Origin of the sequence: Streptomyces sp. TP-A0874, assembly GCF_001748085.1 — a bacterium.
Taxonomy (GTDB): Bacteria; Actinomycetota; Actinomycetes; order Streptomycetales; family Streptomycetaceae; genus Streptomyces.
Window position 1 is genome coordinate 787,109 of sequence record NZ_BBZK01000004.1, and the last position, 21,817, is coordinate 808,925.

The window sequence follows — 21,817 nt, forward strand, 5'->3', positions numbered from 1 at the left end:
CCATGGAATGGTTGACGGCCCCGTTCGAGGTGGCCTTCGTGCAGCGAGCCCTGTGGGGCGGCCTGCTCGTGTCCGCGATCTGCGCCCTGGCGGGAACCTGGGTGGTGCTCAGGGGGATGGCGTTCCTCGGGGACGCCATGTCCCACGGGCTGCTCCCGGGCGTCGCACTGGCCGCCCTGTTCGGCGGGAACCTGATGGCGGGTGCGGTGGCCAGCGCCGCCGTCATGACGGCCGGCGTCACCGCGCTCGGCCGCTCACCGAGGCTGTCCCAGGACACCGGCATCGGGCTGCTGTTCGTCGGCATGCTCTCCCTCGGCGTGATCATCGTGTCGCGCTCGCAGTCCTTCGCCGTCGACCTGACCGGCTTCCTCTTCGGAGACGTCCTCGCCGTCCGGCAGCAGGACCTCCTCGTGCTCGCGGTGGCGCTGCTCGCGGCACTTCTGGTGTCGGTCCTCGCCCACCGGGCGTTCCTGGCACTGGCCTTCGACTCGCGCAAGGCCCAGACCCTGGGGCTGCGGCCGCGTTTGACCCACGCGCTGCTGCTCGGCCTGCTGGGTCTGGCGATCGTCGCCTCGTTCCACATCGTCGGAACGCTGCTCGCCCTCGGACTGCTCATCGCACCGCCGGCGGCCGCCCTGCCCTGGGCCCGCAGCGTGCGCGGGGCCATGGTGCTCGCAGCCCTGCTCGGCGCCACCGCCACGTTCGGCGGCCTGCTGCTGTCCTGGCATCTGAGCACCGCCGCCGGCGCGACCGTGGCGGCTCTCGCGGTGAGCCTGTTCTTCCTTTCCCATCTGGCGTCCGGCCTGACGCACCGCCGCGCCCGGCTCGCCCCCGCCCCGGTACTCGAAGTCGACCGCAGAAAACCCGAGGAATCGTCATGACCGTCCGCAGAAACGTCACTCCCTGGGCTTCGGCCGCTCTGCTCCTCACCACGCTGCTCGCCACGGGCTGCGCGGAAGACAAGGACAGCGGCTCCCGACCCGCCGCGAGAACCTCCTCCGACACTCCGCACGGCTACGTGGAGGGAGCCCAGGAGGCCGCCGAGCAGCAGTCCCGACTCCTCCTGAACGACCCCGAGAGCGGAGACAGCAGAATTCTCGACCTCACCACCGGCGAGGTGCACAAGACCGCCCGGGCGAAAGGCGCCGCCCAGCTCGGCACGGACGGCAGGTTCGGCTACCTCCACACCTCCGGCGGCACCCGTGTGATCGACAGCGGCGTCTGGATGGTGGACCACGGGGACCACGTCCACTACTACAGCGCGGCGATACGCGAGGTGGGTGAGCTTCCCGCAGGCAGCGGGGCGCAGGTGCGCAGCGATGTCGCCGTGACCGCGGTGACCGACGAGGACGGGAGCGCCGTCCTCTACGACCGGGGCGGGTTGGAGAAGGGCGCGATCGAGCCCCTCCGGACGCTGCCGGGCGGCTACACCGGCGCCGTCGTGCCGTACGAGGAGCATCTGATCGCCTTCGCCGGCGAGGGCGCCACCGCCGAGCTCGTCGTCCTCGACCGCGAGGGCGAGCGCGTCGCCTCCCCGGATGTGGAGTGCGAGGAGCCGCGGGGAGACGCCATCACGCGGCGTGGTGTGATCCTGGGCTGCGCCGACGGCGCCCTGCTCGTCCGCGCCGAGGACGGCGTCTTCACCGCCGAGCAGATCCCCTACGGAGAGGACGTCCCGACAGGGGAACGGGCCACCGCCTTCCGCCAACGCCCCGGCAGCGACACCCTCACCGCCCCCGCCGGAGACGAGGCCGTATGGGTCCTCGACACCGCCGAACGCTCCTGGACCCGGCTGGAGACCGGCCCGGTCGTCGCGGCCAACACGGCCGGAGAGGGCTCCCCGCTGCTCGTTCTGGAGACCGACGGCTCGCTGCACGGGTACGACATCGCCTCCGGCAGGCAGACCACGCGGACCGAGCCGCTCCTGACGGGAGGAGAGCGGGCCGATTCCGATGGCAGCGATCCCCTCATCGAGGTCGACCGCAGCCGCGCATACGTCAACGACCCCGACGGGAAGAAGGTGTTCGAGATCGACTACGCCGACGGGCTGCGCATCGCCCGCTCCTTCGACCTGGACATCAGGCCGGTCCTCATGGCGGAGACCGGCCGATGAGCCGCACCGAGGCGAAACGGCGCCTGAGGGTGGGCATCGCACGCCTGCGGAGTCTGATCGTGGGCCTGCTGGCCCTCGTCACGGCCGCCACCACCACCGCCTGCACCATCGACGATGACCGGGCCGGCGTCGTTGTGACGACCAACATCCTCGGTGACATCACCCGGGAGATCGTCGGTGACGAAGCGGATGTCACCGTGCTGATGAAGCCCAACGCCGACCCGCACTCCTTCGGTCTCTCGGCGGCGCAGGCAGCCGCGTTGGAACGGGCCGATCTGGTGGTCTACAACGGGCTGGGACTCGAGGAGAACGTGCTGCGGCACGTGGACGCCGCCCGCGATTCCGGTGTCGCCACCTTCGCGGCCGGTGAGGCACCTGACCCGCTCACCTTCGATACCGCCGAGGACGGCGGTCCGGAGGGTGAGGGAGGACGACCCGACCCGCATTTCTGGACCGACCCCGACCGGGTGCGCGAGGCGACCGGCCGGATAGCCGATCAGGTCATCGAGCACGTCGACGGCGTGGACGCCGGTGCGATACGGGCCAACGCCGACCGCTACGCCGGAGAACTCAAGGACCTCGCCGACTGGATGGAGAAGTCCTTCGACCGTATCCCGGAGGGCCGACGGGCCCTGGTGACCAACCACCATGTCTTCGGCTACCTCGCCGACCGCTTCGGCTTCCGGGTGATCGGCGCGGTCATCCCCAGCGGCACCACACTGGCCTCACCGAGCTCCTCCGACCTGCGCTCACTCACCGAGGCGATGGAGCGGGCGGACGTCCGCACCGTGTTCGCCGACTCCTCCCAGCCCACACGGCTCGCCGAGGTACTACGCGCGGAGATGGGCGGACCGGTCCGGGTCGTCGAGCTGTACTCGGAGTCACTGACCGCCGAGGGCCGGGGCGCCGACACCTACCTGCGGATGATGCGCGCCAACACCGCCGCCATGGTCGACGGCCTGACCGGCGACTGACCTCCTGAACCTCCCGCACACGGCTGACGGGCCGACACCGTCACATCGCACTGCCGCCACCGGGCGGCGTGGAAAGGAACACACCCATGAACAAGTCGATACGAGGCAGAGCCCTCACGGGCACGGCGCTCGCCCTGGCGGTGTCCGCCGTACTGACCGCCTGCGGAGGGGAGGACTCCTCCCCCGACGCCGGGGCAGCGGGCAGCAGGACCGCCACTGCGGTCAGGGACCCGCTGGTCGCCACCTTCGACGGCGGCCTGTACATCCTGGACGGCGAAAGCCTGAAGCTGACCGAGACCATCGAGCTTCCGGGCTTCAACCGGGTCAACCCCGCCGGTGACGAGGACCACGTCGTCATATCCACCGACACCGGCTTCCGCGTACTGAACGCTACCGAACAGGTCCTCACCGACATCGAGTACGAGGGCGCCAAGCCCGGCCACGTCGTCCGTCACGCGGGCAGGACCGTGCTCTTCACCGACGGCACCGGAGAGGTCAACATCTTCGACCCGGCCGAACTGAGCAGCGGCAGGAAGCCGGAAGGACGCACCTACACCTCCGCCGAGGCACACCACGGTGTCGCCGTCGAACTGGCCAACGGCGAACTCCTCAGCACCCTGGGCACCGAGGAGAAGCGCACCGGCGCGCTGGTGCTGGACGAGCACGACAAGGAGATCGCGCGCGACGAGAGCTGTCCCGGCGTCCACGGCGAGGCGGCCGCGAAGGGCGAAGCCGTCGCCCTCGGGTGCGAGGACGGCGTCCTGATCTACAAGGACGGCAGCTTCACCAAGGTCGAGGCGCCCGACGACTACGGCCGCGTCGGCAACCAGGCCGGCAGCGAGGCATCGCCGATCCTCTTGGGCGACTACAAGACCGACCCCGAGGCGGAGCTGGAGCGGCCCACCCGCATCTCCCTCATCGACACGGAGAAGAAGAAGCTGCGCGTGGTGGACGTGGGCACCAGCTACTCCTCCCGCTCACTGGCCCGCGGGCCGCACGGCGAGGCCCTGGTCCTCGGCACCGACGGCGCCGTCCACGTCATCGACGAGAACACCGGCAAGACCGAGAAGAAGATCCCCGTCGTCGGCGACTGGCAGGAGCCGCTGGACTGGCAGGAGACCCGCCCCACCCTGTTCGTCCGCGGACACACCGCGTACGTCTCCGACCCCGGCAAGAAGGCGCTGCACGCCATCGACCTGGAAACGGGCGAGAAGATCGCCTCCGTCACCCTGCCGGAGAGCAGCAACGAGTTGTCGGGCGTCGTCGCCGGACACTGACCGCGCCCCGCTGTCCTCACGGCCTTCCAACCGCGGGGACAGCGGGTTGCCGTGCTCTCGAACGAAAGCCGGGCTCAGCGGGCGGCACAGCCCATGGCGCTGGGCGAGACACCGGGTCCCGGACGAACAGCCGGGTCCGCGCCGGGAACGTCTCGCTCTCCGCGTGCCCGGCTGTGTCAAACGGCGCCGCTCACCACTCGTCAGGGGATGTGGGAGCGCGGTCGCGTAGGGACTGGCCCCCTGGCCACGGGTACGGTGGCCCACCGAAACGGGGAAGGCCGGAGGAGACATGGCGAACAGGTCCACGGAGTCAGCGCTGTACGACGCGTTCGCGGCCAGCGGGAAGGTGCTGACCGGCCTCGAAGTGCCGGACCTGCCGGCCCGGGGCGAACACACGGTCGACGAAGGCCTGGTCGAGCGGCGTCTGGCCGAGATGCAGGTGGGCTCGGAAGCAGTCCTATGAGCCGTCAGCTCCCGCCACCGCATCCGGGCCTCGCCGACGGTCCCGTCTACCTCGACTACAACGCCACCACCCCCGTCGACCCGCGCGTCGCCGAAACGATGGGCCCCCACCTGACCGCCCTCTTCGGCAACCCCTCCAGCAGCCACCCCTACAGCGTCGAACCGCGCCGCGCTCTGGCCCGGGCCCGCGCCCAGGTCGCCGATCTGGTCGGCGCCCGCCCGCACGAGATCGTGTTCACCGCTTCAGGCTCCGAGGCCGACCTGCTCGCCCTGCGCGGTGTCGTCCTCGCCTCCGACCGTACCCGGCCGCACGTCATCACCCAGGCCACCGAGCACCCGGCCGTCCTCGCCACCTGCCGGGCGTTGGAACGCCTCCACCAGGCACGGATCACCGTGCTACCCGTCGGCCCCGAGGGCCTGGTTGACCCGGCCGCGCTCACCGCGGCGCTCGACACGGAGACCGTGCTCGTCTCGGTCATGGCCGCCAACAACGAGACCGGCGCTCTGCAGCCGGTCAGGGAACTGGCCGCCCTCGCCCATCGGGCCGGCGCGCTGTTCCACTGCGACGCGGCCCAGGCCGTAGGCAAGGTCCCCTTGGACGTCCGTGAGCTGGACGTGGACCTGCTCACCCTCGTAGGCCACAAGATGTACGCGCCCAAGGGCACCGCCGCCCTCTACGTCCGCGACGGCGTCAAGCTGGAACCAGTCGTCTACGGAGGCGGCCAGGAACGGGGCCTGCGCGCCGGGACGGAGAACGTCGCCTTGGCCGTCGCGCTCGGCACCGCCGCTCGGCTCGCCGCCGAGGAACTCGCCGCCGGCGCTCCCGCCCGGTTGGCGGCGCTGCGCGACGACCTCCACGCGCGCCTCGTCGGCGCACTGCCCGGCCGCCTACGACTCAACGGGCCCGACGGGCAGCGGTTGCCGAACACGCTGAACGTCAGCATCGACAGCGCGCGGGGACACGACGTCCTGGCCGCGGCCCCGCAGATCGCCGCCTCCACCGGATCCGCCTGCCACAGCGGGGTGCACACCCCTTCCCCCGTCCTGACGGCCATGGGGCAGCGACTCGCCCGGGCCTCGGGCGCACTGCGCCTTTCCCTGGGCCGCTGGAGCACCGCCGAGGACGTAGCGACCGCCGCACGGGCACTCACCCACGCCGTCACCGCCACCACGAGCAGCCGGTGAACTCCGCCGATACTCCGGTTCCGCCGGCGGACGTCACGATCGACGGCACGGGGCTGCTCTGCGTCACTCTCCTGCTCCGGCTGCGCAAGGAGATCGACGACCGGGAGCCGGGCACCGTCGTCCACATCATCACCACCGACCCCGCGGCGCCGCTCGATCTGCCCGCCTGGTGCCATATGACCGGACACCACTACCTCGGCCCCATACCCGACCCTGACCTGGACGTCCACGCCCTCCGTCTCACCGCTCAACCGATGTCCACCCGGCCCGACGCACCGTGGCACCGCCGCTGAACACGATGTGCGAGGTAAGCAGCCGCCACACCCGAACGAACGGTGTGCCGGCATGGGAGTGGCCCGCAGCGAGGGACCAGGCGGGTGAACCCCGGCGCACACCGGGGTTCGGCGGTGGCCACCGGAGCGGTATGACCGCGGTCCGGAGTCCGGCGCTGCACGCACGAACCGGATCGATGGCGGTACGGCCCGCCGCCCCGGCGGTACTGCCTCGAGGACGCCCGGGCAGCGTGATCAGCGGTTACCGGTGGTCGGTCACCACCGAGAGAGCACACCGTGCTCCATACAGCACCCTCATACCGTCGCGACACGATCCGCCCGGCTTTCCGGATGCTGGACGGCGCTCTTCCTTTCCCGGCTACACACCGTAGGCTGGTCGCAGCAGTCGGTTCACCCCGTCCGCCAGGCAGGGTGTCGTAAGAGGGAACCCGGTGAGAGTCCGGGGCTGCCCCGCAGCGGTGAGCGGGAACGACCGCCGTCACACGCACTGGGTCCGCGCAGGGCCCGGGAAGCGACGGCCAGTAGGTGTCCTCCGACAAGGAGGGCCTGCCCGCGAGTCCGAAGACCTGCCAGCTGCCCGTGTGCGGACCATTCCGCGCGCGGACATCCCGGTGACCTCGAGGGCGGGTCGGGGGTACCTCCGGACGGAGTCCGGAGGAGTACACACCAGACGGAACGACCGTGCTTCTGCCGCGCGGGGTCGTGGCCGTCCGGTCTGTCATCACCTTCGCGTTCTCGTCCCGTCGCCGGGACCTCAGGGATTCATCTCGCGAAGGAGATCTCCGTGACCACGAAGTCCGCAGCCGCGGCGACACGGGCAACCGTGTACGGCTACCCCAGGCAAGGTCGGAACCGGGAGCTCAAGAAGGCCATCGAGGGCTACTGGAAGGGCCGCGTCACCGCTGACACCCTCCGGGAGACGGCCGCCGAGCTCCGGCGGAGCAACTGGCGGCAGCTCGCCGACGCCGGCATCCACGAGGTGCCGACCGGTGACTTCTCGTACTACGACCACGTCCTCGACACGACCGTCATGGTGGGCGCCGTCCCCGAGCGGCACCGCGCCGCCGTCGAAGCCGGCGAGACGGACGGCTACTTCGCGATGGCCCGCGGCACCCAGGAGGTCGCTCCGCTGGAGATGACCAAGTGGTTCGACACCAATTACCACTACCTGGTCCCCGAACTGGGCCCCGACACCGCTTTCGCCGCCGACTCCACCAAGCAGGTCGCCGAGTTCAAGGAAGCCCTCGCCCAGGGCCTCACCGCGCGACCCGTGCTGGTCGGCCCCGTCACGTACCTCCTGCTCGCCAAGCCCGCCCCGGGCGTGCCCGCCGACTTCGAGCCGCTCACTCTCCTGGACCGGCTGCTTCCGGTGTACGCCGAGGTACTCGCCGACCTGCGCGCGGCCGGCGCCGAATGGGTACAGCTGGACGAGCCCGCCCTCGTGCAGGACCGCAGTCCTGCCGAACTGAACGCCGCCGAGCGGGCCTACCACGAGCTCGGCGCCCGCACCGACCGGCCCAAGCTGCTCGTCGCCTCCTACTTCGACCGGCTCGGCGACGCGCTTCCCGTCCTGGCCAAGGCCCCGGTCGAGGGTCTCGCCCTGGACTTCACCGAGGCCGCCGCAGCCAACCTGGAGGATCTGGCCGCCCTCGGCGGAGTGCCCGGCAAACGCCTGGTCGCCGGCGTCGTCAACGGCCGCAACATCTGGATCAACGACCTCCAGAAGTCGCTGGCCACCCTCGGCACCCTCCTCGGGCTCGCCGACCGGGTCGACATCGCCGCTTCCTGCTCCCTGCTGCACGTGCCGCTGGACGCCGCCGCCGAACGGGACATCGAGCCGCAGATCCTGCGCTGGCTGGCCTTCGCCAGGCAGAAGACCACCGAGATCGCCACCCTCGCCAAGGGGCTCGCCCAGGGCACCGACACGATCGCGGCCGAACTCGCCGCCAACCGCGCCGACCTGGTCTCCCGCTCCGGCTCGCCGATCACACACGATCCGGATGTGCGCGCCCGCGCCGAGGCCGTCACCGCCGCAGACAGCCGCCGCTCCCAGCCGTACGCGGAGCGGGCCGTCGCGCAGCGCGCCCACCTCGGCCTGCCGCTGCTGCCGACCACCACCATCGGATCCTTCCCGCAGACCAGCGAACTGCGCACCGCCCGCGCCGACCTGCGCGCCGGCCGCATCGACACGGCCGGCTACGAGGAGCGCATCAAGGCCGAGATCCAGGAGGTCATCTCCTTCCAGGAGAAGACCGGTATCGACGTCCTGGTACACGGTGAGCCCGAGCGCAACGACATGGTGCAGTACTTCGCCGAGCAGCTCACCGGCTACCTCGCCACGCAGCACGGCTGGGTCCAGTCGTACGGCACCCGCTACGTCCGTCCGCCGATCCTGGCCGGTGACATCTCGCGCCCAGAGCCGATGACCGTGCGCTGGACGTCATACGCCCAGTCACTGAGCGACCGCCCGGTCAAGGGCATGCTCACCGGACCGGTCACCATGCTGGCCTGGTCGTTCGTCCGTGACGACCAACCCCTCGGCGACACCGCCCGGCAGGTCGCCCTCGCCCTGCGCGAGGAGGTCACCGATCTGGAGGCGGCGGGTACCTCGGTCATCCAGGTGGACGAACCCGCGCTACGCGAGACGCTGCCGCTGCGCGCCGCCGACCGGGCCGACTATCTCGCGTGGGCGACCGAGGCGTTCCGGCTCACCAGCGCCGGGGTCCGTCCTGACACCCAGATCCACACGCACATGTGCTACGCGGAGTTCGGTGACATCGTCCAGGCGATCGACGACCTCGACGCCGACGTCATCAGTCTGGAGGCCGCCCGCTCCCATATGCAGGTCGCCCGGGAACTCGCCGACCACGGCTACCCGCGCGAGGCCGGACCGGGGGTCTACGACATCCACTCCCCACGCGTGCCCAGTACGGAAGAAGCGGTGGAGCTGCTGCGCACCGGTCTGAAGGCGATCCCGGCCGAGCGGCTGTGGGTCAACCCGGACTGCGGTCTGAAGACCCGCGCCTGGTCTGAGACCCGCGCCTCCCTGGAACACCTGGTCGCCGCCGCGCGCACCGTCCGGAGGGAGCTGCCCGCCTCCTGACCCCGATCCCAGTGGGCCGGGACGCCACAGGCGTCCCGGCCCCGTCTCGCCAGCACACCACTACGAGGAAGGGCACGGAGGAGCCGGCGGTGCGCAGCAGGCCCCTGCGGAACGTCGTGGAAGGCAGGTGCGTGATCTCCATGCCCGCCGTCATGGGTCAGGAGACGGGAAACCAGTCCGACAGGCGCTTCGCGAAGACCGGTACATCGATGTCGTCCCGCGCGGCTTCCTCGACGAACGGCCGGCCATGGAACCGGGCTGCGGGGCGATACCGGCGCTGACCCGTTGAACCGCAGGAAGACGCGTGGCGAGCCAGGGCGGGACGGCCGCGATGGCGAGTTCATGTTTACTGCGGCGCTCGCGGCGAGCACGCTCGGTGAGCTTCGCGTCAAGGTCGTCGGGGAGTCGGAGTGTCACGGGCAGCCCGGCCAACGGAAGCTCCGCCGGACCGGCGGCGTTGGTCGCCACCCCGCCTACCAGGAGCTTCTCCACGACGGCACTCCGCCCACCACCCGACTCCCCAAGCAGCCGGGCTGAGAAGTTCACTGGCCTGGATCGCCAGCCGAGAAGAGAAGGTGGAGGGGCAGTTTCGCGATCCTCTTTGGCTGGACCATTGACACCCACCCGGCGGCTGGCTACCTTCGCCGCATTGGTAGGGCCAAATCGTACCCGTCGATCGGTAACACCCAGATGCACATCGCGTCCTGAGTCGATTACGCAGAGACGTTTCCTGGCAGCCCTTCACTCCGATCGAGTTCCGAGATACGAATGCCCGCGAACACAAGAAAGGGCAAGGACGTGTCTGACCAAAATGAGGTGGCGAGATCGATCGCCGTCGAGTCACACGGCGTCGACTACATCCCGCCGAATGAACGTCATGGCCGTGCTCGCAACCAGTTCAGCGTGAGGTTCGCGCCAGCGGTCTACCTCGCCCCCATGGTGATCGGTGTCCTCGCCATTCACATGGGACTCGGCGTCATCGGAGCGATCACAGCACTTCTGGCAGCGAACCTGCTCGCCGGGTTGCTGGTCGGCTTCTTCGCAGCGATGGGTCCGAAGTTGGGTATGCCGCAGATGGCGATGGGCCGGATGGCCTTCGGCTTCGTGGGCAACTACCTGCCGGCCGTGCTGTCGGGACTCACGTGCATGGGATATTTCGCGGTCGGCATCGTCTTGAGCGCTGAGGCGCTTGAGAGCGCATTCGGAGTGCCCTATCTCCCGACACTGATTGTCTCGGCGACCATCTCGGTACTCCTGACCGCTTTCGGGTACGACCTGCTTCATCTCGTCAGTAAATGGGTGACGGCAGCCGGCGTCGTCGTGTTCGTGGTGGTCACCGGGTTCATCGCCGGCAACGCGACGAGTCTCGACGCCGGGGCCACGACGGACACAGCGGACTTCTGGCTGTCCTGGTCGATGATCTTCGCTCTCGCCTTCACGATCAACGGCGCATGGGTGATCGCCGCATCGGACTACTCCAGGTACCTGCCCGCTGACACCCCGACCCTGCGCATCGCCGTTCCCGCCGGCCTCGGCGTAGCGTCCGGCTATGCATGGCCCATGATCCTGGGTGCCTTTCTCGCAGCTTCGACCACGGGGGGCCAGGGCGATGTCTTCGACGGTCTCGACAACATCCTGCCCGGCGCCTTGGGGCCGGTGGCCATCGCCATCCTCGGAGTGTCCTCAATCCCTCACAACTCGGCCAACCACTACGCATCCGTCATGTCTCTGCTGTCCACGGGGATCCGGTTCACGCGTCTGAACGCCACCTACGTCACGGGGCTCATCGCGCTCATCGCGGCGCTGGCCTTCGGCGGCTCGAAGTTCGAGGAGAACTTCTCGAACCTGTTGGTCGTCATTGGTCACTTCATCCTGCCCTGGGCGGGGGTGGTCCTCGTGAACTTCTACCTGTTCCGTTCGCGGATATGGGGCTTCCCTCGAGTCGAGAGCCTCTATCAGAACTCGGGTGAGTTCGGTGGCGTCAACTGGATCGGCATGGGATCTTTCGTAGGCGCAGCCGCCGTCACCATTCCACTCATGGCGAACTCTCTGTACACCGGGCCGCTCGGTGAGGCCATCGGCTTCGACATCAGCGACATAGCAGGCTTCGTGTTGGCCGGGATCGTGTACTACGTCCTCGCTTCCCGCGTGGGTCGGTCCGCGGAGCCCGCAGCTGAACGGGCGACCGGCCACGATCGTGCGGTGATCGACGAATGACGGCCAGGCTGAGCACCATGAGTCGCAGGACAAGCCCAACCCGGTCGCGCTGCAGGGCACGTAGGGGAGGCGGCCACCTCGCACAGACCGGCGGGACCGTAGTCACGATCGGCAACTTCGACGGTGTTCACCGCGGCCACCAGGACCTGCTCCGAGAAGTGGTGGCATCGGCCCGCACGTTGGGGGCCGATGCCACGGCAGTGATGTTCGACCCCCACCCCCTGCGGGTCGTGCGTCCCGAAGCCGCGCCGACGCTTCTCACGACCGTCGCTTGGCGCGAACGCGCCCTGCGCGAGCTGGGAATCGAACACGTCCACGTCCTGAAGTTCACCCCCGGGATGGCGGACTGGTCCCCCGAGACATTCGCCCAGCGCATCTTGGTTGAGACCCTGGACGCTGTACGTGTCACAGTCGGCGCCGGGTTCAGGTTCGGAAAAGGTGCTCGCGGCACCACCGAGACCCTCGCGGATTTCGGCGCGGTGCACGGCTTCGAAGTCAACCCGGTCCCGTTGACACCTCAGCGCTCATCGACGGCGGTTCGCCGGGCGATAGCGGGTGGACGGTTGCACGACGTTACCGAGATGCTCGGTAGATACCACTCGGTACCGGTCGAGATCACGCACAGTGGCCGGCGAACGCTCCAAGCAACCCCGGTCTATGACCTCGCAATGCCTCCTCCTGGGAGCTACCGAGCATTCCTGACAGGACGATCGGGACGGACGGAGCCCGCCGCTGTGGCGGTTGCACCGACGAGGGCAGGGGTGACCATGACCTTGAAACCCGGGCCGGAAGTCGAACCCGTCACCCTCCTGAACGACCGACTCGTCGTGCACCTCATCGCCCAAGAGTGATCAACGCGCCCTATCAGGGCCGACTGTTGCAGGCACTGTTACAGGGGAGTAGCATACTCCAGCAGCTCTAGCATTGTCGGCCCTGATAGGAGTACGAGCGCCGCAGGGGTCCACTCGGCCTCGCAGCGGTGCGGTGATGAGAATGCTTGAGACATCCACGCAGGCCGGAGATGACCCGAAGCTGTATCCGGGACACTCAGCTAAGCACATCGTGCTGGAGATCGTCACCCACTTCGAGTCGCTCATCGCGAGAGGCGAGATCAAAGCCGGCGACAAGATTGCTACTGAGCGTGAGCTCGCTTCGACATACGGCATCTCGCGTACGACGGTCCGCGAGGCCATGTACGAGCTCGAGCTGAAGGGGCTTGTTGAAAGAGTCCGTCGCCGCGGCACCATCGTCACCGACTCGGGCAACCGTGGACTTATGAGCGAGGCGCTGCTCTCGGGGCTGTCGCGCGAAGGGCGGCAGATCGCGGAGATCCTCGACTTCCGAGCCGCGATCGAGCCAGCGATCGCCGCCCGTGCTGCGCGCTATGCGACAGAAGCGGAGATCCGAACGCTTGAGGAAATTCTCGGCAAGATGGCCACTCCAGGGCCGGCCGAGGAGCACCTTGCGTTGAATACGCAGTTCCACGAGCAGATCGCAATCGCTACCCATAATGTGCTGTTCGTCGATGTCGCCAAAGAGATCTCAAAATCGCTCAACGTGCTGATGCGGGCGCAGCTCGCGATGTCCTCTGAGCGGCGGACACAACTCCTCGTCGAGGGTCACTCCGAGTTCGTCGACGCCATTCGCGAGCGCGACCCAGAGAGATCCTTCCAGGTCGCTCTGAAGCACGTCGAAGATGTCCAGACGCAAGTGTCGTCTTCACTTCTCGCCAAGCGAGCGTGACCACGGCGACTCGCGTCACTCACGTCTCCGTGGGGTTTGGGCGTGGACGGTCAAGGCGGCGGGATAACGCGCCGGGACACGCGTCCGACCGAAACCAGTGAGCATCTCGTAGCTGCTGCGCCCGTTGGCCCGTGCCCACTCCTCCGCCGTGGCCTCTCCATCACTGCCGTCACCAAGCACAGTGACGATTTCTCCGGGGCGGACCGCACTGTCGCCGATATCGACAACGAACTGGTCCATGCACACCCGGCCCGCGATGGGCAGGGGATGACCCCGGTGGCCCACCCGGGCGGTGCCGCTGGCAGGTACCGGAAGCCCATCGGCATATCCCATCGGCACCAAAGCCAGCCGTGTCGCCGAAGTGGTGCGGTACGTGTGCCCGTAGGAGACACCGACATCAGCCGGCGCATCCTTCACATGAGTTACCCGGGCCCGCACCGACATGGCCGGTCGAAGCGCAACGGCGGGCCGTTGGGAGACCAAGGGGTTCACGCCGTACACCGCCAACCCGCAACGGACCATGTCGAAGTGCACGTCAGGCCGGGTCAGTGTGGCAGCGGAGTTCGCGAGATGTCGCCAGCGCGGACGCAGTCCCGCTGCCTCGGCCTCCGCGACCGCTAGGAGAAAGGCTTCGCGTTGTGCGTTGTTCGCCGGATCCTCCGGCACATCCGCGCAGGCGAGATGGGACCAGACACCGACTACATCGACCACGCCCTCGAGCTCCAGCGCTCGAGCCGCGGTGACGAGGGAACCCCACTCGCCGGCTGCTCCGCCCCGCCACATCCCGGTATCTGCTTTGAGATGCAGTCTCGCGGGCGTTCTTGAACGACGTGCCGCTTCGGCGATCTCGTTTAGTTGGACACGTGCGTAGGCCGCGAGTTCGATGTCGGCTCGGATCGCGTCCTCGTAAGCTGCACCCGGCCCCGCCATCCAGGCCAGGATGGGTGCGCGGATACCGGCCCGGCGGAGATCGAACGCCTCCTGGAGGATCGCGACGCCCAGGTGTTCAGCGCCGGCGTCCAGGGCTGCTCGGGCCACCGTCACGGCGCCATGCGAGTAGGCATCAGCTTTGACCACCATCATGAAGCGTGCTGCTTCGCACATACTTCTCAGCGATGCGATATTTTCTCGGACGGCTTCCAACCGGATCTCCCGCCAAGCGAGATCTTCTCGCCGCGCAGAGCCGGAGGCCTGATCAATCTCTGGTCGCATGCTGATCGTTCCTCTCGACGCTCATACTCACTGACCCAGCGCCTGCGGCGCATGGTCATCGGGACCCTCGACCGTCAGCCAGTGACGATGAGTGCGGCGGCGGAGGCGATACCGAGAACCGCGGTCCCCCACCTGATGGCAGACGTGGAGAGGCGGCGTGCTATCCGGACTCCGACCAGCGCGCCGACGGCCGAGGTGACCGCGATGAGTGCCGCGGCGTCCCAGTGCACCAGTCCCGAGAAGCTGAGGATCAGCACAGCGATTGATCCGATGACGAATGACAGCAGGGATTTCCAGGCGTTGACGGTTTGAAGTGCCAGTGGCAGGAGGATGCCAAGAACGCCCATGATGAGAACCCCCATTCCTGCCCCGAAATAGGCGCCGTACATTCCGCAGCCGATGACGGCCAGGTCTCCCCAACGCGCCCTTGGTCGCGGTCCCGCACTCGCTGAGCCGGTGCGGACGTTCCTGGCAATACGCGGTTGAGCGGCCAGAAGCGCAACGGCGAAAAGAACGAGGATCGGAGCTATCCGCCGGAACACACCCTCATCTGTGAGTAGAAGGAGGGTGGTCCCTGCGATCGCTCCGGCAGCAGCGAGCACGACCAAGCGAATCGATTGGACGCCGTCGCTGTTCCTGATTTCGTCTCGGTAGGCAATTGCACCGGCAATATAGCCCACGAGCAGACCCACCGCCGACGTAGCGTTTGCCTCAAGCGCAGCGGAGCCGACCAGCAAGAGTGCCGGATAGGTGATCAGGGTGCCACCGGTGGCGATCGCATTCAGTCCGCCCGCGATGAGGCCGGCGAGCGCGATGATGGACGCGTCCGGAATGGACGGGTCAATCACCAGTCCAGCCGGGGGGTGTCGAGGGCGAGAAGATTGGCGACCTCCGGGAAGAGTTTCGTCCCGTGATCGAGTCGCACGAAGCGACCATGGAAGAAGCCCAACACTCCTTCATTGACTTCGCGCAGATGTGCTGCCTTGACTCTCCCCATCATGATGGTGTGGTCGCCGCCCGGGTACTGATCGGCGAGTTCACATTCCATTGCGACCACGAAGTCGTCCAGGATCGGCACACCGTCCTCCGACGTGGACCAGCTCAGGCTTTCGAACTTGGGTGCGTCCGGTCGCGCAAAGGCAAGCGCCGTCTCCCACTGCTGACTCATAAGGAAGTGGACGCCGAAGTACCCGGACCGGGTTATCGATTCACAGCTCGACGATCGATTGTCCACACACACGAGAACGAGCGGCGGGTCGAGAGAGACTGACGTGAAGCTGTTCACCGTGATCCCTTTGGGCTTATCACTCACAGGATCATGCGAAGTCACGATCGTCACGCCGGTAGGGAAGTTCGACCAGGCGTTGCGCAGGACCGGGCCTACTGCATCTCCGCGGATGGAAACAGTGTCCTGTTGGGTTTCAGTCATCGGGTTCTCCCAAGAGGATGTCGAGAGCGACGCGGGTGTGTACGTGGGCGACGGCGCGGAGTTGGTCGATGTCGACGTACTCGTCGATCGCCCCCATGTTTCGGGCGGCGGGGCCGTATACGACCGTCGGAATCCCATGCTCACGGAAGAGGCGGGCGTCGCTCGCACCGACTCTCGTGATGAGTGAGGACGGCGCCCCCAGCACGGCTTCGGTTGCGCGCATCGCCGACATGACGATCCTGCGGTCAGGCGACGTACCGGACGGCTCCGACTGCCGGTCGATTTCCAACCATGCATCCGGAACAGCATCCGTGATCTGTTCGCGCAGACGAGCCATGAGGTCAGCCGTGGAGACGGTGGTCGGTACTCTGATGCTGACGTCGGCACGGGCGTCGGCAGCAACGAGATTCCGTGCCACGCCTCCTGTGATCCGACCGATGTTGACGGTCACCCGATCCGCGATGTCTTCCTCGGCACCCCCTCCGTTGTCATACCCACGGATGATTCGTAGCGCCTCCAGCAGTTTGTGGACCGCACTCTTCTCGCTCCCATAGGCAGCGTGGGAGGAGGTTCCTGGCGCATGCACGCTGAAGAAGCAGACGCCCTTCTCCGCGTTCCCGATGACATCGGTGCCGCACTGATCGCCGATCAGAGCCGCCCGAGCCTTGCCGACCTCGTCGACGTTGTCCAGGAGCCACTCGGTGCCCCAGGCGCCACCGGCCTCCTCGTCACCGACGAAGGCGAACACGATACGGCGATCGAGACTGGAGGCGTGTGGCGCAAGCACCGACGCCAGGAGGAGTCCCGCGGCCACTCCGGCTCTCATGTCGGAGGCGCCTGCGCCGTAGATTCGACCGTCCTCGACCGCGCCGCTGTAGGGGCTGGAGTGGCTCCACTCCCCCGCCGCCGGTTCGAAAGTGTCGAGGTGGCCGTTGACGACCAGCGCGGGAGGGATGTCGGACGGGCCGATCGTGGCAACGACGCTGCACTTGCCGGCCTTGGGTTCGTAGGTGGCGCAGTCGATTCCGCGCTCTCGCAAGAAATTGCTGACGAAAGCGGCGATCTCGGAGGTGTCCCCTGGAGGCATGGGTGCGGGCACCTGGACCAGTCGGGAACAGAGCGACACGAGTTCGGCCTCGGCCGAGGCGACAGCATCCAGCACCGCCGCCTCGACCTCTCGTCGGTCTACTTTCGTCACCGCGGCACCGCCAGTTGCGCGACCCGCTCCCCTGCCGCGACCGTGGCGAAGGTCGTGGTTCGCATCAGAGGGCCGTCGTGGGGAGCGACGACCTTCTCGACGACCCGGCCGTGGGTGTCGGTGATGGTGGCCAGGACGTCTCCCTCCTTGATCTGGGCGCCGAGTTCGTGATGGGTCTGCAGCAGCCCTCCGCGGCTGGTGCGGACCGCCGTCATGCGATTGATCAGCATGGGTTCCGGGCGGGGGGCCTGCGCCCCCTTGAGAAGGCCGAGGTGGATGAGGAGGTTCGTGAGCCCGGCGACGGCATCGTCCGCGACCTCGTCCTCGATCCGGCCACCTTCACCGATCTCGATCCCGAATGCGGGAATGCCCCGCTTGGCGAGTTCGACGTGCGGTGTGCCCGGAAGTACGTAGACGCCGGCATCGGTGTCGAGGATGTAGTTGGGTCCGAAGACCTGCGCAAGCTCCTTGGCACGCACCGCGGCCGCCCCGGCCGATGCCGGTGGCAGGAAGGCGTAGGGCTGGTAGCGGCCACCGGTGGTCGGGGTGTGCACATCGACCACCACATCCGCGGTGATCATGACGCTCCAGAGCTTCTCCGCCATGCGCTGCAGCGTGTTCCCTCCCGCGTCGCCGGGGAAACACTGCCAGGTGTCCCCTGGCATCTGGTCCATGGGGGACTTCCCGACCAGGAACTGCGGCAGGCGGTGCTGTCCGGACATCGCTAGGGGGTTCTGGACCGGGACAGCGATGATGGTGCCCGCCATCGCGGCGAGATCCAGGGAGTCGAGCAAGCGGTGAACGGCCTCCACGCCACATATCTCGTCACCGTGGATCGCAGCGCCGAGATACAGGGTGGGACCGGGCTGTTCGCCGGTTGCGAGCACGACCGGCATGTTGACGATGGTGCCGTCAGCGAGTTCGACACCTCCGATCTCGCCATAGGTGAGGCGGCCCTTCTCCGCAGTCGCCGAACCTACGGTGACGGTGCCGTGCTGTTCGTTCTTCTCAGTCATTGACGTTCACTTTCGTGTTGGTGGGACCGGCAGTCTTCTTGGAGCGTGTAGGGCAAGCCGACTCAGACTGGCGCGGGACCGCCGGTCGCGATCCACGTGTCCAGCTCGTCAAGGCATCGCTGCGCCTCCTGCTGCACGAAGTCCCAGCTGAAGTACTGGTTCATGCGCGCCCGCGTGACGTGCTTGGCGCCGGCGTAGAACATCTCGTACTGGATGTGCCTACTGGCGAACTCGGACCCGACCAGATCCCAAGCGGTCTTGACGAGGCGGTACCGGTTGCGGGCGTCTTCGGCCGAGTCGAGGCCGAATGCCTCGAGCAGGATCGCCCTGGTCTCCTCGGACTCGAAGACCGACGCGTCTGCCGCCTGCTGGAACGGGTGACTGCCGAGTAGCTCCTGCAGCCCGAGGAAGAAGCCCGGAACGTGTTCCGTCGCCCAGGAGGTGGTCGCGTAGAGCGTTTGCAGGTTGGGCGAGACATACCCGGACGGCCACTGATGCGGGTCGGCATCCTGGCCCGCGATGAGCCCCTCCAGCATCCCGACTTCAGTGGCGCGCACGGCGAACGCCTCTCGCACCGCGGGGATCCCCCAGGTGCCGGTGACTTCGCTGACCTTCCGCACGATACCGAGGGCCAGCCGCATCTTCGCCAGGAGGCGGGACTGCGCCTGCGCGTTACCCAGCACGTGGGCCGACGTCTGCGTGAACAGGGCGAGTCCTGTGTCGAGGTCCCGGTAGGAGAACACGCGCTCCCAGGGAACGTGCACGTCGTCGAAGAAGATGACGCAGTCGGTCTCGTCGTACCGGAACGCCAACGGGTCGTCCTCGGGACCGACGACGTACTGCTCAAACGACTTACGAGGCATCACCTTCACACCGGGCGCGCCTACGGGGGTGGCGAAAGTGACGGCGTACTGCTCCTCTCCCGGGCTGAGCGGGAGAATGCTGCCCACGAAGATCTCGTCGGCGAGCACGGCCGAGGTGGCGAGCAGTTTCGTCCCCCTGACCACGATGCCCTCGTCGTCGGTCCTCACCACGTGGGCAGCCGGCGAGGCATGGGACGCGTCCGCCTCGGCCTTCCGTTGTTGTTTGCCGAACACGTCCGAGGAGCGGGCACGCCCCGGTGCGGTGACCGCGTACGTGACGTACAGGTCGTTGTCGCGCAGATACCGCCAGTAGGACATGAGGTTTTCGGAGTACGAGCGTCCACCGAGATCCGCGATCCCCGGTGTGGTGGCCATCGCGGTGATGTAGCTCGCCACATGGTCGGGTGAGCGGCCGATGAGGCCGTGGGTGAGAGCTGCCCAAGTGTCGTGGGCCCGGCGGCGGGCCGCGAGGTCGGCACTGTCCTTCGGGCGCTTCCAGATCACGTTGTGCTGTTCGCCGTCGTCTTCCACGTAGCTGAAGGTCTCGGGGTCCGCCGCCGCTGCGTCGTAGAGCCGTGCGACCGAGCGGACGGCGTTCCGGAACGCCGGATGTTCAGTGACGTCGGTGACTTTTTCTCCCCCGATCAGTACACAGCGGCCGTCCCGCAGGCCCTTGATGTAGTCCTGGCCAGTTCTCGACACCAGACCCTCCTCATTGGTTGGTCCAATCAGAATGTGGGTCCACCAGGCACCTGTCAAGGCCTGGAGTCCTGCGGCTGCCGGGAGCAGTGGACCGTGTCCGGGCCGGCACCCGGGACGCAGGAGAGCCGGTGGGCTCTGCGAGCAGCGGCCGTGGAGGGCCCGGCGCGTCGGCGTCGAGCACCTCGCCGACGCCGACGCGCCACCCCGCCGTCCTCGTCCGGGGAGGAGACCCACAGGATGACGACGCCGCAGGTCAGCGGGTTCTCGGTGAGATCCGTGGCAGCGCCGATGAGCAGCACGGCAGCGCCGGGAGCCGTCCGTTCTAGCCCAGTCCGCGCAGCTGGCTGGCCGAGGCCCACGTGGGACGGGGATCCTGCTTGTCCTACTGCTGCCGATCACAGCCTGGATCTTGCAGGTGTCGCCACTCCAGACATTCCGACTCGAGGTCGGCCTGCTCGTGTTCTTCCTCGCCTACACCTCTGTGTTCGCGCGTCGTTCGACAGAACGCTGCCGCCCGTGATGCGGCAGCACCCCTCACGGCGAGCTGAGAACACCGCCGAGCAGGAGCACCGACCCGGGCCTACCAGCTACGGGGACGAGGCGAGGTCGGGAGCGCCCGAGGCAACATCGAGGGAGGCCAGGCGGCTACGCCGGCCCAGCCCGGGCCCGTCACCTGTGCGCGGACTCGGGCAGGCCGCGTGTCATACGACCTGCGGGCGTATCAGCTGAAGCCGGAACGCAGTACGGGCCGCTGGCCCACGAATGCCGGGGCCAGCGGTACGCCCCGCGCACCTTCTCGTGGAGTGCGCGGCGTCCGTCACCCGCGGGTGACGCGGAGTTCGACGAGGCCGCGGAAGGCGGGCACGGTGTGCCTTTCGGGAGCTGGGCCGGGAGCCAGGGCGAGCGAGGGGCAACGGTCGAGCAGGGTGGCGAGCGCGACCTGGGTCTCCACCCGGGAGAGTTCGGCCCCCAGGCACAGACGTGAACCGGCGCCGAAGGAGAGGTGCTGGATGTCCGAACGGGTCACGTCGAACCTCTCGGGCTCCGGATGCACGCTCGGATCGTGGTTGGCCGAGACCAGCGCCGCCCAGATCCATTCGCCGCGGACGACCGGACAGCCCGCTATCTCGGTGTCCTCGGTCGCGATCCGGTCGGTGAGCGTCACCGGGCTGTCGTACCGCAGGACCTCCTCCACCGCGTTCGGCATCAACGAAGGGTCCGCGCGGAGCAGTTCGAGCTGCTCGGGATGTTCCAGCAGGGCCAGGACGGCGTTGCCGATCAGGTCCGTCGTCGAGACGTTGCCTGCGACCAGCAGGGTCACCAGCGTCGAGATCAGCTCCTCCAGACTGAGCCGCCCCCGCTCGTCGTGCGCCTGCACCAGCGCGGTGATGAGGTCCGCCCGGGGCTCACGGGCGCGTGCCTCGATCTCCTCGATGAAGTACACGACGGACTCCCGCCGGGACTGGGCGATGCGGGTCTGGTCCTCCGGTGACAGCGCGGGGTCGTATTCGCGCTTCAGGTCCTCCGACCAGCGGGCCAGCAACTCCCGGTCGGCCTCGGGCAGCCCCAGCACCATGGCGATCACGCCGACTGACAGCGGCGCCGCGTACCGGGCCATCAGGTCGAAGGTGTCCTCGCCGGTCAGATCGTCCATCAGCCCGCTGGCCAGCGCCTCGATCCGGGGCCGCAGCGCGGTGACCTGTCGGCGCGCGAACGCCCTGCTGGTCAGCCCCCGCACCCGACGAGCGTCCGGGTCGTCCATGAACATGATCGACGAGCCGGCCATGTCCCGTTGGAGTCGGGTGTACGGGCCGTCGAGGGCCCGCTGGGGGTTCTTCGCGTACCGCGAGCTGCGCAGCAGCTCGGACACCTCGGCGTGCCGCAGGGCGAGCCAGCCCTCGGAGGTGTGGTCGTAGACCAGACCCCGGTCGCGGTGGTGGCGCAGCAGTGGATAGGGGTCCCTGCCGAACTCGGGGGACGCCCAGCTCACGTCTCCGGAGAGGTCCGAGGTCATGATCAGCACCCCCTGT

21 protein-coding genes and 1 riboswitch are annotated in these 21,817 nt (G+C 68.0%); of the genes, 13 read left to right on the forward strand and 8 right to left on the reverse strand.

Annotated elements, in window-relative coordinates; translation table 11 throughout:
• Window positions 1-2: 2 nt before the first annotated feature.
• The 8 genes from aztB to metE all read left to right on the forward strand — a co-directional run bounded on the left by aztB (window position 3) and on the right by metE (window position 9,407).
• Window positions 3-881 carry a zinc ABC transporter permease AztB gene (gene aztB, locus BGP73_RS07480; RefSeq protein WP_069812791.1) on the forward strand — a complete coding sequence of 293 codons (879 nt, stop codon included), beginning with the start codon at window positions 3-5 and terminating at the stop codon, window positions 879-881.
• Window positions 878-2,113, forward strand: a complete 1,236-nt coding sequence (locus tag BGP73_RS07485; protein ID WP_069812793.1) for a hypothetical protein — start codon at window positions 878-880, stop codon at window positions 2,111-2,113. The genes aztB and BGP73_RS07485 overlap by 4 nt, the downstream gene beginning before the upstream one ends.
• On the forward strand, window positions 2,110-3,087 hold the full coding sequence (gene aztC / locus BGP73_RS07490; protein ID WP_069812795.1) for a zinc ABC transporter substrate-binding protein AztC: 978 nt from the start codon (window positions 2,110-2,112) through the stop codon (window positions 3,085-3,087). Before BGP73_RS07485 ends, aztC begins: the two co-directional genes overlap by 4 nt.
• Window positions 3,088-3,173: 86 nt before the next feature.
• A complete protein-coding gene (gene aztD / locus BGP73_RS07495) occupies window positions 3,174-4,364 on the forward strand; it encodes a zinc metallochaperone AztD (protein WP_069812797.1) in 1,191 nt (396 codons plus the stop codon).
• Between the two features lie 289 nt (window positions 4,365-4,653).
• Window positions 4,654-4,827, forward strand: coding sequence for a hypothetical protein (locus tag BGP73_RS23015; protein WP_170837765.1), 174 nt, complete (start codon window positions 4,654-4,656; stop codon window positions 4,825-4,827).
• Window positions 4,824-6,011 carry a cysteine desulfurase family protein gene (locus BGP73_RS07500; protein WP_069812799.1) on the forward strand — a complete coding sequence of 396 codons (1,188 nt, stop codon included), beginning with the start codon at window positions 4,824-4,826 and terminating at the stop codon, window positions 6,009-6,011. Before BGP73_RS23015 ends, BGP73_RS07500 begins: the two co-directional genes overlap by 4 nt.
• Window positions 6,008-6,304 (forward strand): sulfurtransferase TusA family protein, encoded by a 297-nt coding sequence (locus BGP73_RS07505; RefSeq protein ID WP_069812801.1) that lies wholly within the window; start codon window positions 6,008-6,010, stop codon window positions 6,302-6,304. Before BGP73_RS07500 ends, BGP73_RS07505 begins: the two co-directional genes overlap by 4 nt.
• Window positions 6,305-6,673: 369 nt before the next feature.
• Window positions 6,674-6,892: riboswitch (cobalamin riboswitch) on the forward strand.
• Between the two features lie 196 nt (window positions 6,893-7,088).
• Window positions 7,089-9,407 carry a 5-methyltetrahydropteroyltriglutamate--homocysteine S-methyltransferase gene (gene metE, locus BGP73_RS07510; RefSeq protein WP_069812803.1) on the forward strand — a complete coding sequence of 773 codons (2,319 nt, stop codon included), beginning with the start codon at window positions 7,089-7,091 and terminating at the stop codon, window positions 9,405-9,407.
• Between the two features lie 150 nt (window positions 9,408-9,557).
• Here metE and BGP73_RS23890 read toward each other — a convergent pair whose 3' ends face one another.
• The gene (locus BGP73_RS23890) at window positions 9,558-9,824 is read right to left on the reverse strand and encodes a CopG family ribbon-helix-helix protein (RefSeq protein ID WP_374701130.1); all 267 of its coding nucleotides are present in this window, start codon (window positions 9,822-9,824) and stop codon (window positions 9,558-9,560) included.
• Between BGP73_RS23890 and BGP73_RS23485 the strand changes: the two genes are divergently transcribed.
• The 4 genes from BGP73_RS23485 to BGP73_RS07530 all read left to right on the forward strand — a co-directional run bounded on the left by BGP73_RS23485 (window position 9,750) and on the right by BGP73_RS07530 (window position 13,367).
• On the forward strand, window positions 9,750-9,944 hold the full coding sequence (locus BGP73_RS23485; RefSeq protein ID WP_244501114.1) for a hypothetical protein: 195 nt from the start codon (window positions 9,750-9,752) through the stop codon (window positions 9,942-9,944). The two genes, BGP73_RS23890 and BGP73_RS23485, sit on opposite strands and share 75 nt — an antisense overlap.
• Before the next feature lie 279 nt (window positions 9,945-10,223).
• A complete protein-coding gene (locus tag BGP73_RS07520) occupies window positions 10,224-11,624 on the forward strand; it encodes a purine-cytosine permease family protein (protein ID WP_170837766.1) in 1,401 nt (466 codons plus the stop codon).
• 17 nt (window positions 11,625-11,641) lie between these two features.
• Window positions 11,642-12,475 (forward strand): bifunctional riboflavin kinase/FAD synthetase, encoded by an 834-nt coding sequence (locus tag BGP73_RS07525; protein ID WP_170837767.1) that lies wholly within the window; start codon window positions 11,642-11,644, stop codon window positions 12,473-12,475.
• A 142-nt stretch (window positions 12,476-12,617) separates the two neighbouring features.
• A complete protein-coding gene (locus BGP73_RS07530; protein WP_170837768.1) occupies window positions 12,618-13,367 on the forward strand; it encodes a FadR/GntR family transcriptional regulator in 750 nt (249 codons plus the stop codon).
• A 15-nt stretch (window positions 13,368-13,382) separates the two neighbouring features.
• Here BGP73_RS07530 and alr read toward each other — a convergent pair whose 3' ends face one another.
• From alr to BGP73_RS07560, 6 genes are all read right to left on the reverse strand, one after another.
• Window positions 13,383-14,579 carry an alanine racemase gene (alr, locus tag BGP73_RS07535; protein WP_069812813.1) on the reverse strand — a complete coding sequence of 399 codons (1,197 nt, stop codon included), beginning with the start codon at window positions 14,577-14,579 and terminating at the stop codon, window positions 13,383-13,385.
• Window positions 14,580-14,653: 74 nt separating this feature from the next.
• A complete protein-coding gene (locus BGP73_RS07540; protein ID WP_170837769.1) occupies window positions 14,654-15,427 on the reverse strand; it encodes a sulfite exporter TauE/SafE family protein in 774 nt (257 codons plus the stop codon).
• Entirely contained in the window at window positions 15,424-16,008 is a 585-nt protein-coding gene (locus BGP73_RS21875; protein ID WP_170837770.1) for a flavin reductase family protein, read from the reverse strand. Before BGP73_RS21875 ends, BGP73_RS07540 begins: the two co-directional genes overlap by 4 nt.
• Window positions 16,001-17,206 carry a M20/M25/M40 family metallo-hydrolase gene (locus BGP73_RS07550; RefSeq protein ID WP_079127294.1) on the reverse strand — a complete coding sequence of 402 codons (1,206 nt, stop codon included), beginning with the start codon at window positions 17,204-17,206 and terminating at the stop codon, window positions 16,001-16,003. Before BGP73_RS07550 ends, BGP73_RS21875 begins: the two co-directional genes overlap by 8 nt.
• The gene (locus BGP73_RS07555; RefSeq protein WP_069812820.1) at window positions 17,203-18,222 is read right to left on the reverse strand and encodes a succinylglutamate desuccinylase/aspartoacylase family protein; all 1,020 of its coding nucleotides are present in this window, start codon (window positions 18,220-18,222) and stop codon (window positions 17,203-17,205) included. The genes BGP73_RS07550 and BGP73_RS07555 overlap by 4 nt, the downstream gene beginning before the upstream one ends.
• A gap of 62 nt (window positions 18,223-18,284) precedes the next feature.
• The gene (locus BGP73_RS07560; protein ID WP_069812822.1) at window positions 18,285-19,787 is read right to left on the reverse strand and encodes a 4-hydroxyphenylacetate 3-hydroxylase family protein; all 1,503 of its coding nucleotides are present in this window, start codon (window positions 19,785-19,787) and stop codon (window positions 18,285-18,287) included.
• Between the two features lie 373 nt (window positions 19,788-20,160).
• Between BGP73_RS07560 and BGP73_RS23895 the strand changes: the two genes are divergently transcribed.
• Entirely contained in the window at window positions 20,161-20,307 is a 147-nt protein-coding gene (locus BGP73_RS23895) for a chlorhexidine efflux transporter (RefSeq protein ID WP_374701131.1), read from the forward strand.
• A gap of 297 nt (window positions 20,308-20,604) precedes the next feature.
• Here the strand turns inward: BGP73_RS23895 and BGP73_RS07565 are convergent, their stop codons facing one another.
• Window positions 20,605-21,801 (reverse strand): cytochrome P450, encoded by a 1,197-nt coding sequence (locus BGP73_RS07565; protein WP_069813057.1) that lies wholly within the window; start codon window positions 21,799-21,801, stop codon window positions 20,605-20,607.
• Window positions 21,802-21,817: the final 16 nt, after the last annotated feature.

What these genes read in the sequence shown, in the direction of transcription:
- BGP73_RS23015 (WP_170837765.1), top strand. Translation starts at nt 4,654, where the DNA reads ATGGCGAACAGGTCCACGGAGTCAGCGCTGTACGACGCGTTCGCGGCC.
- aztD (WP_069812797.1), top strand. Translation starts at nt 3,174, where the DNA reads ATGAACAAGTCGATACGAGGCAGAGCCCTCACGGGCACGGCGCTCGCC.
- BGP73_RS21875 (WP_170837770.1), bottom strand. Translation starts at nt 16,008, where the DNA reads ATGACTGAAACCCAACAGGACACTGTTTCCATCCGCGGAGATGCAGTA.
- aztB (WP_069812791.1), top strand. Translation starts at nt 3, where the DNA reads ATGGAATGGTTGACGGCCCCGTTCGAGGTGGCCTTCGTGCAGCGAGCC.
- BGP73_RS07555 (WP_069812820.1), bottom strand. Translation starts at nt 18,222, where the DNA reads ATGACTGAGAAGAACGAACAGCACGGCACCGTCACCGTAGGTTCGGCG.
- BGP73_RS07525 (WP_170837767.1), top strand. Translation starts at nt 11,642, where the DNA reads ATGAGTCGCAGGACAAGCCCAACCCGGTCGCGCTGCAGGGCACGTAGG.
- BGP73_RS07485 (WP_069812793.1), top strand. Translation starts at nt 878, where the DNA reads ATGACCGTCCGCAGAAACGTCACTCCCTGGGCTTCGGCCGCTCTGCTC.
- BGP73_RS07500 (WP_069812799.1), top strand. Translation starts at nt 4,824, where the DNA reads ATGAGCCGTCAGCTCCCGCCACCGCATCCGGGCCTCGCCGACGGTCCC.
- BGP73_RS23485 (WP_244501114.1), top strand. Translation starts at nt 9,750, where the DNA reads ATGTTTACTGCGGCGCTCGCGGCGAGCACGCTCGGTGAGCTTCGCGTC.
- alr (WP_069812813.1), bottom strand. Translation starts at nt 14,579, where the DNA reads ATGCGACCAGAGATTGATCAGGCCTCCGGCTCTGCGCGGCGAGAAGAT.
- aztC (WP_069812795.1), top strand. Translation starts at nt 2,110, where the DNA reads ATGAGCCGCACCGAGGCGAAACGGCGCCTGAGGGTGGGCATCGCACGC.
- BGP73_RS07565 (WP_069813057.1), bottom strand. Translation starts at nt 21,801, where the DNA reads ATGACCTCGGACCTCTCCGGAGACGTGAGCTGGGCGTCCCCCGAGTTC.
- BGP73_RS07530 (WP_170837768.1), top strand. Translation starts at nt 12,618, where the DNA reads ATGCTTGAGACATCCACGCAGGCCGGAGATGACCCGAAGCTGTATCCG.